Below are 13,300 nucleotides of genomic sequence, written 5' to 3' on the forward strand. Positions count from 1 at the left end.
TAACTTACGCGTGAGTAGGGTCGCGGCAATCCGCTGTGGAGCGGTCCGGGGACGCCGTGGGACGACGTGCGGCCTCGACCCCACCCTGCCCGGCCTCGCCCCACGAGGCCGGGCAGGCCGCTCCGCATGCACTCCTCAGGAGGACGCATGTCTCTCGGAAGACGCCTGGTGATAGCGGTGTCCACCGCCGCCTGCCTCGGCGCCCAGGCCCTGCCGGCCGCCGCGGCGACGGACTCGGACACCGAGGTGGTGTCCCGTGGTGTCACGATCCCCGCGTTCTACAACCCGCCGGCCTCACTCCCGGCGGCCAATGGCGCGTTGATCCGCAGTGAGCCGCTGCACCTCGCCCTGAGCCTGCCCGGCCTGAACGGACCGTTGCCGGGCGAGGCGACCCGTCTGATGTACAAGTCCACCGATTCCAACGGCAGACCGGTGGCCGTCACCGGCGCCTACATCGAACCCTCCGCCGCCTGGAAGGGCTCCGGGCCACGCCCGCTGGTCGCGGTGGCACCCGGCACCATGGGGCAGGGCGACCAGTGCGCGGCCTCCATGGGCCTGGAGCACCCGCTGCGTCTCAATGGCCAGACCCTGTCCGTCGGTTACGAGAATCTGGCGGTCTATCGGCTGCTGGCCAAGGGTGTCGCGGTCGTCGTCACCGACTACGCCGGCCTCGGCGCGACGGACCGGCTGCACACGTACGTCAACCGTGTCGACGAGGCGCACGCGGTGCTGGACGCCGTCCGCGCGGCCCGTGCCCTCGCCGGAGCGTCGGTCACCTCCGGGTCGAAGGTGGGTCTGTACGGCTACAGCCAGGGCGGCGGGGCCTCGGCCGCGGCAGCCGAGCTGCAGCCCTCGTACGCCCCGGAGCTGACGCTCGCGGGCACCTACGCGGGCGCTCCGCCGGCCGACCTGAACGCGGTCACCGAGGCCATCGACGGCAGCGACCTGGCCGGGGCCCTGGGCTGGTCGCTCAACGGGTTCCTGCAGTCCGACCCGGAGCTGCGGCCGATCGCCGACGCCCACCTCAATGACAGGGGCAAGGCCGCGCTGAAGGACCTGTCGACGATGTGCGTCGGCGACGCGCTCTTCGGCTACGCCTTCGCCAAGAGCACGAACTGGACCAAGGACGGCCGGTCCATCAGCGAGATCATCCGCTCCGAGCCCAAGGTCCAGGCGTTCCTCGACGAACAGCGCATCGGCACGCATCTGCCGAAGAGCCCGGTCCGTCTCGCCACCGGCACCGCGGACAACCTCGTACCGCACGGGCAGGCCCGCGATCTCGCTGCCACGTGGTGCAAGAAAGGAGCCGATGTCACCTACAAGGCGGTGGTCCTGCCCAGTCTCGGCGACGCGCTGCTCAACCACTTCGCCCCCCTGCTCACCGATCAGGGTTCGGCGATCTCGTGGCTGACGGACCGCCTGGCGGGCGAGCCGGCGAAGTCCAACTGCTGGAGCATGCCCGTCCAGCCGTGAGAAGAGAGGGCTCGGCCCGTGCGAAAGAGGGGGCTCGGCGGTTCGATCACCGAGCCCCTTTCTCGTACGTCTTCTCGTACGTCAGACCGCGCGCACTTCCTGAATCGTCACCGGCCGGTGCTCGTGCAGCGACAGCGTGCACGCGTCCGCGATCCAGCCCGCTTCCAGCGCGTCCTCGATCGTGCACGGCGAGGGCCGGGTACCGGCCACGACCTCGGTGAACGCGGTGAGTTCGGCCCGGTAGGCCGCGGCGAAGCGGTCCATGAAGAAGTCGTGCGGGGTGCCGGACGGGAAGGTCACGCCGGGCTCCACCGAGCGCAGCGGCAGCTTGTCCTCCAGGCCGACGGCGATGGAGTCCGTGAAGCCGTGGATCTCCATGCGGACGTCGTAACCCCGGGCGTTGTGACGGGAGTTGGAGACCACGGCGATCGTGCCGTCGTCCAGGGTCAGGATCGCGCCGGTGGTGTCGGCGTCGCCCGCCTCCTTGATGTAGTCGGCACCCCGGTTGCCGCCGACGGCGTACACCTCCGTCACCTCGCGGCCGGTCACCCAGCGGATGATGTCGAAGTCGTGCACCGAGCAGTCCCGGAAGATGCCACCGGAGGCGGCGATGTACGCGGCCGGCGGCGGCGCCGGGTCGAGCGTGGTCGACCGGACGGTGTGCAGCTTGCCCAGCTCGCCGCTTTGCACGGCGGCCCGCGCGGCGACGAACCCGGCGTCGAAGCGGCGGTTGTAGCCGATCTGGATCGGCACGTCGCTGCCCTGGACAGCCTTCAGTACCCCGACGCCCTCGCTCATCGTCTTGGCGACGGGCTTCTCGCAGAACACGGGGATACCGGCCTCGACCCCGGCCAGGATCAGCGCGGGGTGGGCGTCCGTCGCCGCCGCGACGACGATGCCGTCCACACCGGCCGCCAGCAGGGCCTCGGGCGAGTCCACGACCTCGGCCCCGAACCGCTCCGCGGCGGCCTTGGCGGCCTCCGCGAACGGGTCGGTGACGACGAGGGAGTCGACCGCGTCGAGTCCGGACAGAGTCTCGGCGTGGAAGGCGCCGATGCGGCCGAGGCCGAGGATGCCGATACGCATGGGGTGTTGCTCCTTGGAAGGTACGGGTTTCTTGCAGAGAGGTCTTAGTCGAGTCCGCCGAGTACGTTCTGGTCCCAGTCGATCACCGAACCGGTGACCACGCCCGACCGGTCCGACAGCAGGAAGACCACGAAGTCCGCGATCTCGTCCGGCTGGCCCAGCTTTCCCATCGGCAGCTTCGCGGCAGCCTCCTCACGCCAGTCGTCGCCGGCGCCGTGGAAGGTCCTCTGGGTCGCGTCCTCGCCCTCGGTCGCGGTCCAGCCGATGTTCAGGCCGTTGATCCGGATCCGGTCCCAGCGGTGGGCGTGCGCCGCGTTGCGGGTCAGGCCGATGAGCCCGGCCTTGGCGGCGACGTACGGCGCGAGGAACGGCTGTCCGCCGTGGGCCGAGGACGTGATGATGTTGACGATCGTGCCGGGCGCCTTGCGCGCCACCATGTCCTCGACGGCGGCCTGCATGGTGAAGAAGGGCGCCCTGAGGTTGATCGCGATGTGCTGGTCGAACAGCTCGGGCGTGGTGTCCAGCAGCGTGCCCCGTGAGGTCAGTCCCGCCGAGTTGACCAGGCAGTCGATCCGGCCGTACGCGGCGACGACGTCACCGACGACGGTCTTCGCCTGCCCGGCGTCCGCCAGGTCGGCCCGGATGAACATGGCCTTCCCGTCGCCGGCCGTCAGCTCGGACACCAGCTCCTCACCGAGGGCCGGACGCCGGCCGGTGACGGCCACCACCGCTCCCTCGCGGACCGCGGCCCGCGCGATGGCGGCACCGACACCCTGGCTGCCGCCGCCCACGAGGACGACCTTGTCGTCGAGAAGTCCCATGTCTGGTCGGGTCCTTTCAGCTCTCGCGCCGCTCGGCGCCGGCCCGCAGCTCGTCACGCAGAGCCTCGGATGTCCATGCCTCACGCACGGCCCGCCGTACGACGTCGGCCTGCGAGGGCGGGGCCAGTCCGTCGACCGGCGGATCGCTGTCGAGGTTGGTGGGGAAGGGGTAGCCCTCGGCGCTCGCCGCGATGACGTTGTCCAGCCAGCGCTCGCCTTCGGACCTGCGCTTGAGCAGCACGGGGAAGAGGGCGTTCGCGATCGCCTCCCGGTCCACCGTCTCCATCGCCCGACCGAACGCGGAGGACACCTGGAGGAGATTGGCCATCCGCCGGATGTCCGCGGAGCGGTTGGTGCCGGCGGCGTGGAACAGGGCCGGGTTGAAGAAGACGGCGTCGCCCTTGGCGAGCGGGAGCTGGACGTGCCGGTCCGCGAAACAGTCCTGGAACTCCGGCAGTCGCCACGCCAGATAGCCGGGCTCGTACGACTGCGAGTACGGCAGGTACATCGTCGGGCCGGACTCCACCGGCATGTCGCAGTGCGCGACCGCGCCCTGAAGTGTGAGCACGGGGGAGAGGCGGTGGACGTGCGCCGGGTAGGCGGCGGCCGTCTCGTTGGAGAGGAACCCGAGGTGGTAGTCCCGGTGTGCGGTCTGGGCCGCGCCGCCCGGGTTGACCACGTTGACCTGTGAGGTGACCTGGTAGCCGGGGCCGAGCCAGGCCTGCGAGACGAGGGCCAGGATGTCGTTGGCGTAGTAGTCGGCGAACGCCTCGGGGTCGTACAGGGCCGCCTTCTCCAGCGCGTTCCACACCCGGTCGTTGGCACCGGGCTTCGCGAAGTGGTCACCGGCGCTCGCGCCCGAGGCGCGCTGCTCGGCGATCAGGGCGTCGAAGACGGTGGTCAGCCGGTCGACGGCGTCCAGGTCCGGGAAGGCCCGCCGGCAGACGACGATGCCGGGTCCGTCGGTCAGCGCTCGGACCAGCTCGGCCTGGACGTCCCGGCGGCTCGCGTCGCGCAGCCGGTCGCTGTCGTACACCAGGACGTTCCGCTCCACGGCCGCGGCGTGCCGGTAGTCGGCGGCCTCGGTCGTCCGCTCGACCAGCGCGCGGAAGGCGTCGAGGTCGCAGTCCTGCTCGGCCGGCCAGGAGGTGGAGGACATCGTCGTCCCTTCGGTGACAGCGGCGACTCAGCCCTGTCATTCTTGTCAGTACAAACCCTTCGAACAACCAGCAGGCAGCCATCAAAAACCCCTCAGGGCAACCGAAGGAGCCGTCCGCATGGGCCACCCCTTCCCGATCCGGGAGATCGCACGTCAGGCAGGGCTGAGCGAGGCCACCGTCGACCGCGTGCTCAACGGGCGGGGAGGCGTGCGGGAGAGCACCGAGCGCGAGGTCCGGCAGGCCATCGCCGATCTGGACCGGCAGCGCACCCAGGTCCGGCTGGTCGGCCGCACCTTCATGATCGACATCGTCATGCAGACGCCGGAACGGTTCTCCACCGCCGTACGCGCCGCGCTCGAGGCCGAGCTGCCGTCCCTGCACCCGGCCGTCGTACGCTCCCGGTTCCACTTCAGGGAGACCGGCCCGGTGCGGGAGCTGACCGCGACGCTGGACCGGATCGCCCGGCGCGGCTCGCAGGGCGTGATCCTCAAGGCGCCCGACGTCCCCGAGGTCACGGCCGCCGTCACCAGGCTCGCGGAGGCGGGCATTCCGGTGGTGACCCTGGTGACGGACCTGCCCGCGACGCCCCGCCTCGCCTACGTCGGCATAGACAACCGGGCCGCCGGGGCGACCGCCGCGTACCTCATGGGCCAGTGGCTCGGAGACCGCCCCGGCAATGTGCTCACCAGCCTCAGCAGCGGGTTCTTCCGCAACGAGGAGGAGCGCGAGATGGGCTTCCGCAGTGCCATGCGCGCCCGGCATCCGGACCGCACGCTGGTCGAGATCGCCGAGGGACAGGGCCTCGACGCCACGCAGTACGATCTCGTCCGCGCCGCTCTGAAACGCGACCCGGACATTCGCGCGGTCTACTCGATCGGCGGCGGCAACATCGCCACCCTGCGCGCCTTCGAGGACCTGGGCCGGGAGTGCGTGGTGTTCGTCGCGCACGACCTCGACCACGACAACACCCGGCTGCTGCGCGAGCACCGGCTGTCCGCCGTCCTCCACCACGACCTGCGCCAGGACATGCGCGAGGCCTGCCACCTGGTCATGCGGGCCCATGGAGCCCTGCCGCCCGCGGGACCGGCCCTGCCGTCCGCGATCCAGGTCGTGACGCCGTACAACATGCCTACGGCGTGACCCAGGCACCGCTCTCGGCCGATCGCGCCATCGCGTCGAGTACGGCCGCACTGTGCACGGCGTCCGCGAGCGTCGCCCCGTACGGTGTGCCCTCCGCGATCGAGCGCAGGAAGCGGTGGGCCTCGATGACCTTGAGGTCGTCGTAGCCCATGCTGTTGGCCGCGCCCGGCTGGAAGGCGGCGTACTCGCCGTCGCCCGGCCCGACGTAGACCGTGCTGACGGGCTGGTCCTGGTACGTCGTGCCGCGGCTGACGCCCAGTTCGTTCATACGGCGGAAGTCCCAGAAGACGGCTCCCTCGGTGCCGTGCACCTCGAAGCCGTAGTTGTTCTGCTCGCCGACCGCGACCCGGCTGGCCTCCAGGACACCGCGGGCGCCTGAGGCGAAGCGCAGCAGGCAGCTCACGTAGTCCTCGTTCTCGACCGGGCCGAGTGCGCCGCCCGTGGCGCGGGTGTGACCGGCGGTGGCGCCGAGGGGACGGGCCCGCTCGGGGACGAAGATCGCCGTGTCGGCGGTGAGGGACGCGATGTCGCCCAGCAGGAAGCGGGCCAGGTCGGCGCCGTGCGAGGCGAGGTCGCCCAGCACTCCGCTGCCGCCGCGTTCCCGCTCGTACCGCCAGGTCAGCGCGCCCTCGGGATGCGCCGCGTAGTCGCTGAAGAGCCGGATGCGGACATGGGTGACCGTGCCGATGTCGCCGGCGGCGATCAGCTCGCGGGCGGTCGCGACGGCGGGCGCGTTGCGGTAGTTGAAGCCGACCGCGCTCTGCACGCCGGCCTTGGCCACGGCGTCGGCGACCGACCGGGCGTCGTCGGCGGTCAGGCCGACCGGCTTCTCGATCCAGATGTGCTTGCCGGCCTCCGCCATCGCGACGCCGATCTCGCGGTGCAGGAAGTTCGGGGCGGTGATGCTGACCGCCTGGACGCGGGGATCGGCGGCCACCTCGCGCCAGTCGCGGGTGGCCGAGGCGAAGCCGAACTGGGCGGCGGCCTCCTCGGCCCGGCCGGGCACCTCCTCGGCGACGGTCACGAGTTCGGGCCGGAGGGGCAGTTGGGGGTAGTGGTGCGGGACTCGGGCGTACGCCTGGGTGTGCACCCGGCCCATCCAGCCGAATCCGACGACGGCGACACCGAGCGTATCCACCATGAGAGCCCCTCTTCGGCCCCCTTGGGCCTCTTTGGACCGGTCCATTCCCTGTCCAGGCCACCCTGAGCGGGGTTTCCGCATGGTGTCAAGGGCTTTGACAAGACGTCCACCTCGTGGAACGGTCCACTTCATGAGAGCGCCGACCATCCGAGACGTGGCCGAACGCGCCGGTGTCTCCAAGTCGCTGGTCTCCCTGGTGCTGCGCGGCTCCGCGCAGGTACGGCCGGAGAAGCGGGACGCCGTGCTGCGGGCGGTGCGCGAGCTCGGCTACCGCCCCAACGCCGCCGCGCGCAGCCTCAGCGAGCAGCGCTCCCGCACGGTCGGCGTCCTCCTCAACGACCTGCGCAACCCGTGGTTCGTAGACCTGCTGGACGGCCTCAACTCCCTGCTGCACGACAACGGCCTGCACATGCTGCTGGCCGACGCCCGCCTCAACCGCCGCATAGGCCAGGACCTCGCCCGTCCCTTCCTGGACCTCCAGGTCGACGGCCTGGTCGTGGTCGGCACGCTGCCCGACCCGGCGGCACTCGGGGCGGTCGCCGAGCGGATCCCGGTCGTCGTCGCGGGCGCGCGCGAGGCGGTGCCGGCCGGCGTCGACGTGGTCGCGGGCGACGACGAGAAGGGCGCGCGGCTGGTCACCGGGCACCTCATCGGGCTCGGCCACCGGCGGATCGCGCACATCGCGGGCTTCGGCGCGGTCGGCGAACTGCGGCGGCGCAGCTTCGAGGAGACGATGCGGGCGCACGGTCTCGTGGACGGTGCCGTGGTCGAGCCCAGCGACATGACCGAGGAGGGCGGCTACCGGACCACCGTCCGGCTGCTGAGCCGCCCCGACCGGCCCACCGCCGTCTTCGCCGTCAACGACATCGCGTCCGCCGGTGCCCTGTCGGCCGCCGACGAGCTGGGCCTGCGGGTCCCGCGCGATGTGTCCGTCGTCGGCTACGACAACACCAGCATCTCCCGGCTGCGCCACGTCTGGCTCACCACGGTGGACAGCGCCGGGCATGAGGTCGGCCGCCGGGCGGCCCGACGCCTGCTCGACCGGTTCGAGGGACGCGGGGGGCAGGGGGACGTCCACCTCGCCGTGCCGACGCTGGAGATCCGGGGGACGACGGGACCGCCGCACAGGTTGACGGCGTAGGCCTTGCGCAGCGTCTCGTGCACCGGGTGACGGGGACGCAGGTGCCGGGTGATCGTTTACGGGACACTCTGTACGGCCCGTGAGGGGGAGCACCCGTAGTGGCCAGACGGGCGTTCCTGCCCGAACTGCCCCCGCGCTCGCCTCCGCCCTCGCGCACGGCTGAGCGCACATCATCGCCGAGCGCGGACCGCACCGCGGCTGGGCCGCCCTGCGCTCGGTGCTGCGCACCCTCCTCGACGAGTGGCCCCTGGTCGCGGCCGTACTGCCGCTGCTGATCGGCGCGATGGACGCGACGCTCGGGCTGGTCGTAGTCGTGGCGAATGCGTTCATCAAGTAGGGCAGTCCCGTCCTTCGGTCTTACGGCCGTACACCGCCCACGCGCGGCCAGTGAGCCGGATGGAGCCGTCCGCCGAGTTGGGGACGGCGGCCCGGAAACCGTCCCGCAGGCGGTCACGGTCGGCCGGGGTGACGGCGGCCACATAGCCCGGGGCAGGGCCCTGGCCGGCGAGGAACGGCTGCCACAGGTCGGTGAAGTCGGCGAAGACAGTTGGCACTTCGACGGGCGCGACGGATACCTCCACGAGGCCCGCGCCCGTCCACAGCGTGCGGAGCGGTTCGGGCCGGCAGACGGGGAATCGGCGGCCCTCGTCGAGCATCGCCGCTGCCGGGTCCAGCGCGACGGCCGTGTCCCAGAACCGGCGCAGGAACTGCATGCCTTCGCCGTAGTCCCACACGTAGGCCGCGGCCAGACCGCCGGGCCGCAGCGCCCGCACCATCTCGGCGAGCGCCCCCGCGGGCGACGGAAGGAAGTTCAGCGTGAGACCGCTGACCACCACGTCGTACGCCGCACCGCGCACCGGAAGCGACATCGCGTCCGCCACGACGAAGTGCACCGGACCCGGAACCGTCGCGCGGGCCGAGCGCACGAACTCCTCCGACCGGTTGCACGCCACCAGCAGGCGAGGGCGGTGCCGGGCGGTCGCGACCGCCGACAGCGCGCCCGTACCGCAGCCCACGTCGAGCCAGCGCAGAGCGTCCGCGCAGTCGAGCCCCGCGACGAACTCCTCCGCCACCCGTCGGCTCCAGCGGCCCATGAACCGGTCATAGGCGGGCCCCGCCGCCCACACGTCGAACCGCCGTTCGTTCTCCATGGGGCCACCATCCCGCTCCATGGGGCCACCGTCCCGGGAATCCCGGTCGCCAGCACGACAAGGCTCCGAGCTGAATGAGTCATCCATGAATTGGTTGACTTTTGGCTGAGCGATCCAGAGGATTCCAGGGGTGACCCACACCGAGCGCACGCCCCTGAGTCCGGCTCTGCCCTCCGACCTGGACGACGCGGTCCACCGCTGCCTCGTCGCGGGCTTCGACGGCACCACGTCCGTCCCCGACACGCTCAAGCGGCTCATCGACCGTGGACTTGGCGGGGTCATCCTGTTCACCCGCAATGTGCGGGACGCGGCGCAGGTCCGCGAACTCACCGACACGCTACGGGCGTTGCGTCCCGACCTGCTGGTGGCCATCGACAACGAGGGCGGCGGCATCGGACACCTGGTGCGTGCAGGTGCCCCGGAGGTGCCCGGCTCCTACGCCCTCGGCGTCGTCGACGACCCCGAGCTGACCGCCCGCTGCGCCGACGCCCTCGCCGGACACCTCGCCTCGCTGGGCATCACGGCCTCGTACGCTCCCGTCGCCGACCTGCAGCACCAGCCCCTCAACCCGATCGTGCGGACACGTTCCTTCGGCGCCGACCCCGATGTGGCCTCCCGCCACCTGAGCGCCTGGATCGCCGCGACCGAGGCGCGCGGGATCGCCTCGTGCGCCAAGCACTTCCCGGGGCACGGCGGCACGGTCACCGACAGCCACCACGAGACGGCCGTCGATCCGCGGCCGTACGACGAACTCGACCTCGCGCCCTTCCGGGCCGCGATCGCCGCGGGCGTGCCGATGCTGATGAGCGCGCACGTCGTCTTTCCTGCGCTGGATCCCGACCGGCCCGCCACGCTCAGCCCGCGCATTCTCAGCGGGCTGCTCCGGGACGAACTCGGCTTCGAGGGCGTGCTGGTGAGCGACGCGCTGGAGATGAAGGCGATCGCCGACCGGTACGGCGAGGCTGCGGGGGCGCGGCTCGCTCTGGACGCCGGGGCGGATCAAGTCATCGTGGCTGTACCGGACTTGGGGGTGACGCTGGCCTGCCGGGACGCGGTGTTCGATGCGTTGCGGACCGGTGAGCTGTCGGAAGGGCGGGTGCGGGAGGCCGCGGGGCGGGTGCAAGGGCTCGCTCGGCGGTACGCGACTGAGGCCGCGGTGGTTTCCGGGTGGGACGCGGGGGTGGGGCTGGAGGCCGCACGGCGGGCGGTGCGGGGGCAGAGCGAGCCGATGCGGTTGCGTGGAGCGTTCGTCGTCGATCTGTTTCCGCCGCCGCATCCGGCGCTCAACTGGGGTGGGGAGGATCTGTTGAGCGAGGTGCGGGAGGTCGACGGTACGGCTTCGGGGGTGGCGGTCACGGGGGAGCCGGCGGATTCCGGTGCGCTGGTGGACGAGATCTCGCGGATGGCCGGTGAGTCGCCGTTGGTCGTCGCCACGTGTGATGCCGGGCTGTATCCCTGGCAGGAGCGGATGCGGGATGCGGTGGTGGGGCGGCGGTCGGACGCGGTGCGGGTGGATACCGGGCTGCCGGAGGGGGGTGCGTTGTGTTCGTTCGGGCGCGGGCGGGTCAATCTGCGGGCCGTGGCAGAGGTGCTGAGCGCATAGGCATGGCCCGCCATTGCTGCATCCTCGGGTCGTGCGTGGGATCGGCATACATGGCGGGGCAACCGTCATCGACGGCTTCGGGGCGCAGTTCGTAGTGCCAGGGCTCGTTGGCGTAGATCTGGCACAGGCCGTACTCGGCGCCGTGCTCGGACAGCCACGTCGTGGCATTGTCCTGCCCTATGTCGATCGCGTCCCCCGACACGTGAGGTGACGTGTCCGCTGTGGCCACCCATCGAGCGGCTTCTTCCTCCGAGCCGTACTTCGCGACCGCCTCACGAAGAAGCTGATTCTGCAGCTCCGCGGAACGCCAGCCGCTGTTGACGTAGAACTTGACGCCGTCGCCGGCGGCATCCGTCGCCGCCTCGCGCACGGCCTGGAGCAGCTCGGGGTCGAGCTTGGTGACGCCCGGATACCCGTCGTCGAACACGGTCACGCCGTCAGGGAGAGCGCCGTCAGCCTCGCCGAGCACACCCTTGTGGTCTGCACGCTTGCGGTCGCCCTGAGGAGCGTCGGTGGGTGATGCCGCTGAGGAGGGCGGGAACGCCGGCGAGGAGGGCAAGGAAGCCGGCGAGGAGACCGAGGACGCCAGCGACTGCCAGATGAGGACGTCGACAAGCGTCGCGCTGATGGCCACAAAGGCAGCGAGGACGGCCGATCGCGTACGGCGGGCTGCTTTTCGTGCTGATGCGCTGTATGTCATGCCCGCAGTCAAGGCAGCGCGGTGTTGCCGGCCCGTATGCGGTTTTCGATACGGCGACGATATGTGCCGACTCGTAGCCTTGGAGTATGCGTGTGTTGATCGTCGAGGACGAGCCCTATCTGGCAGAGGCCATCCGTGATGGCCTGCGCCTGGAAGCGATCGCGGCGGACATCGCAGGTGACGGCGACACCGCTCTGGAACTGCTGAGCATCAACGCATACGACATCGCCGTCCTCGACCGCGACATCCCCGGACCCAGCGGTGACGAGATCGCCAAGAGCATCGTCGACTCCGGCAGCGGCATGCCGATCCTCATGCTCACCGCCGCCGACCGTCTGGACGACAAGGCCACCGGGTTCGAGCTCGGCGCCGACGACTACCTCACCAAACCGTTCGACCTGCGGGAACTCGTGCTCAGACTCAGAGCGCTCGACCGCAGGCGTGCGCACACGAGGCCGCCGGTGCGGGAGATCGCGGGTCTGCGCCTTGATCCGTTCCGCCGGGAGGTCCACCGTGACGGCCGCTATGTCGCGCTGACCAGGAAGCAGTTCGCGGTGCTCGAAGTCCTCGTCGGCGCCGAAGGCGGTGTCGTCAGCGCCGAAGATCTGCTGGAGCGGGCGTGGGACGAGAACGCCGACCCGTTTACCAACGCCGTGCGCATCACCGTCTCGGCACTGCGCAAACGACTCGGCGAACCCTGGGTCATCGCCACTGTGCCCGGCGTCGGCTACCGCATCGACGCAGCACCCGGCACCGGACGCGAGGGACGAGACCGTGGATAGGCAGCCTGGTTTGAGCGTTCGCGTCAAACTCACCCTCAGCTACGCCGGATTCCTCATGGTTGCAGGCGGCTTGCTGCTCGCCGCCATTGGAGTGTTTCTCCTGCAACAGGGGTGGTTGCGAACCACCCCAGAGGGGGCATGGAGAGCAACTCCGGGCACCGAATTCGTGCGCGGTTTCGCCCCAACGGCAGCCGCAGTAATGACGTTCCTCCTGGTATTCGGCCTCCTGGGAGGCTGGTTCCTCGCCGGCCGGATGCTCGCCCCGCTTACCCGCGTCACCGACGCCACCCGCCTGGCTACGAGCGGATCGCTCTCCCACCGGATCCGGCTGCCGGGCCGCAGAGACGAGTTCCGCGAACTCGCCGACGCCTTCGACGCGATGCTCGCGCGGCTCGAAGCCCAGGTCGCGGAACAGCGGAGATTCGCCGCCAACGCCTCCCACGAACTGCGCACCCCGCTGGCGATCTCGAAGACCCTGATCGAGGTGGCCCGCACCGACCCGAACCACGACACCGGCGAGGTCATCGCCCGCCTCGACGCCGTCAACAACCGGGCGATCGACCTCACCGAGGCACTGCTCCTGCTCAGCCGCGCCGACCAGCGGTCCTTCACCCGCGAACCGGTCGACTTGTCCCTCCTCGCGGAAGAAGCCACTGAAACGCTCCTCCCTCTCGCGGAAAAGCACGGCGTCACCATCGAGACCTCCGGTGACATCACCCCCACCGTCGGATCCCAAGCGCTCCTGCTGCAGCTGACCACGAACCTCGTGCACAACGCGATCGTCCACAACCTGCCGGTTCAGGGCACGGTGTGGGTGACTACCGGCGTCCGCCCGCGGACCGTGGTGCTCACCGTCGAGAACACCGGCGAGAAGCTCACCCCCCAGCTGGTCTCCACACTCACCGAACCGTTCCAGCGCGGCACCGAGCGCGTTCACACGGACCACGAGGGTGTCGGCCTCGGCCTGGCGATCGTCAAGACCATCGCCCACGCCCACGACGGAACACTCACCCTCACCCCGCGCCCCGAGGGCGGACTCCGTATCGCCGTTCAACTGCCCGCCCCACCACCCCATACAGCTGGCAACGAGGACATCTGATCA

Annotated in this window: 12 protein-coding genes and 1 pseudogene; 7 read left to right on the forward strand and 6 right to left on the reverse strand. The window is 70.8% G+C overall.

The genetic code is table 11. The features are described from left to right. Positions 1 to 147: 147 nt before the first annotated feature. On the forward strand, positions 148 to 1,473 hold the full coding sequence (locus tag QQY66_RS44210) for an alpha/beta fold hydrolase (protein ID WP_301986099.1): 1,326 nt from the start codon (positions 148 to 150) through the stop codon (positions 1,471 to 1,473). An 81-nt stretch (positions 1,474 to 1,554) separates the two neighbouring features. Here QQY66_RS44210 and QQY66_RS44215 read toward each other — a convergent pair whose 3' ends face one another. From QQY66_RS44215 to QQY66_RS44225, 3 genes are read right to left on the reverse strand one after another with little or no spacing between them, the layout of a single operon-like run. Next, positions 1,555 to 2,559, reverse strand: coding sequence for a Gfo/Idh/MocA family oxidoreductase (locus QQY66_RS44215; RefSeq protein WP_301986100.1), 1,005 nt, complete (start codon positions 2,557 to 2,559; stop codon positions 1,555 to 1,557). Between the two features lie 44 nt (positions 2,560 to 2,603). Next, the gene (locus QQY66_RS44220) at positions 2,604 to 3,380 is read right to left on the reverse strand and encodes an SDR family oxidoreductase (protein WP_301986101.1); all 777 of its coding nucleotides are present in this window, start codon (positions 3,378 to 3,380) and stop codon (positions 2,604 to 2,606) included. Between the two features lie 16 nt (positions 3,381 to 3,396). Continuing rightward, the gene (locus QQY66_RS44225) at positions 3,397 to 4,539 is read right to left on the reverse strand and encodes a phytanoyl-CoA dioxygenase family protein (RefSeq protein WP_301986102.1); all 1,143 of its coding nucleotides are present in this window, start codon (positions 4,537 to 4,539) and stop codon (positions 3,397 to 3,399) included. Positions 4,540 to 4,657: 118 nt separating this feature from the next. Here QQY66_RS44225 and QQY66_RS44230 point away from each other — a divergent pair, with 118 nt between their 5' ends. Beyond that, a complete protein-coding gene (locus QQY66_RS44230) occupies positions 4,658 to 5,680 on the forward strand; it encodes a LacI family DNA-binding transcriptional regulator (protein WP_301986103.1) in 1,023 nt (340 codons plus the stop codon). Here the strand turns inward: QQY66_RS44230 and QQY66_RS44235 are convergent. Then, positions 5,670 to 6,821 (reverse strand): Gfo/Idh/MocA family protein, encoded by a 1,152-nt coding sequence (locus QQY66_RS44235; RefSeq protein WP_301986104.1) that lies wholly within the window; start codon positions 6,819 to 6,821, stop codon positions 5,670 to 5,672. The two genes, QQY66_RS44230 and QQY66_RS44235, sit on opposite strands and share 11 nt — an antisense overlap. A gap of 130 nt (positions 6,822 to 6,951) precedes the next feature. Here QQY66_RS44235 and QQY66_RS44240 point away from each other — a divergent pair, with 130 nt between their 5' ends. Beyond that, on the forward strand, positions 6,952 to 7,962 hold the full coding sequence (locus QQY66_RS44240; RefSeq protein WP_301986105.1) for a LacI family DNA-binding transcriptional regulator: 1,011 nt from the start codon (positions 6,952 to 6,954) through the stop codon (positions 7,960 to 7,962). A gap of 133 nt (positions 7,963 to 8,095) precedes the next feature. Further along, a pseudogene (locus tag QQY66_RS44245) lies at positions 8,096 to 8,299 on the forward strand (hypothetical protein); the annotation flags it as partial. On the opposite strand, the gene QQY66_RS44250 reads toward QQY66_RS44245, so the two are convergent. Continuing rightward, positions 8,292 to 9,113 carry a class I SAM-dependent methyltransferase gene (locus tag QQY66_RS44250; protein ID WP_301986106.1) on the reverse strand — a complete coding sequence of 274 codons (822 nt, stop codon included), beginning with the start codon at positions 9,111 to 9,113 and terminating at the stop codon, positions 8,292 to 8,294. The pseudogene QQY66_RS44245 and the gene QQY66_RS44250 sit on opposite strands and share 8 nt — an antisense overlap. 130 nt (positions 9,114 to 9,243) lie before the next feature. Between QQY66_RS44250 and QQY66_RS44255 the strand changes: the two genes are divergently transcribed. Beyond that, positions 9,244 to 10,716 carry a glycoside hydrolase family 3 protein gene (locus QQY66_RS44255; protein ID WP_301986108.1) on the forward strand — a complete coding sequence of 491 codons (1,473 nt, stop codon included), beginning with the start codon at positions 9,244 to 9,246 and terminating at the stop codon, positions 10,714 to 10,716. Here QQY66_RS44255 and QQY66_RS44260 read toward each other — a convergent pair. Then, positions 10,679 to 11,416: a M15 family metallopeptidase gene (locus QQY66_RS44260; RefSeq protein WP_301986109.1), complete on the reverse strand. Its 738-nt coding sequence runs from the start codon at positions 11,414 to 11,416 to the stop codon at positions 10,679 to 10,681. The genes QQY66_RS44255 and QQY66_RS44260 overlap by 38 nt on opposite strands. Before the next feature lie 86 nt (positions 11,417 to 11,502). On the opposite strand from QQY66_RS44260, the gene QQY66_RS44265 reads away from it, so the two are divergent. Next, on the forward strand, positions 11,503 to 12,198 hold the full coding sequence (locus QQY66_RS44265; protein WP_301986110.1) for a response regulator transcription factor: 696 nt from the start codon (positions 11,503 to 11,505) through the stop codon (positions 12,196 to 12,198). Continuing rightward, positions 12,191 to 13,297: a HAMP domain-containing sensor histidine kinase gene (locus QQY66_RS44270; RefSeq protein ID WP_301986111.1), complete on the forward strand. Its 1,107-nt coding sequence runs from the start codon at positions 12,191 to 12,193 to the stop codon at positions 13,295 to 13,297. The genes QQY66_RS44265 and QQY66_RS44270 overlap by 8 nt, the downstream gene beginning before the upstream one ends. Positions 13,298 to 13,300 lie beyond the last annotated feature (3 nt).

It is taken from the genome of Streptomyces sp. DG2A-72 (genome assembly GCF_030499575.1).
Lineage (GTDB): Bacteria > Actinomycetota > Actinomycetes > Streptomycetales > Streptomycetaceae > Streptomyces.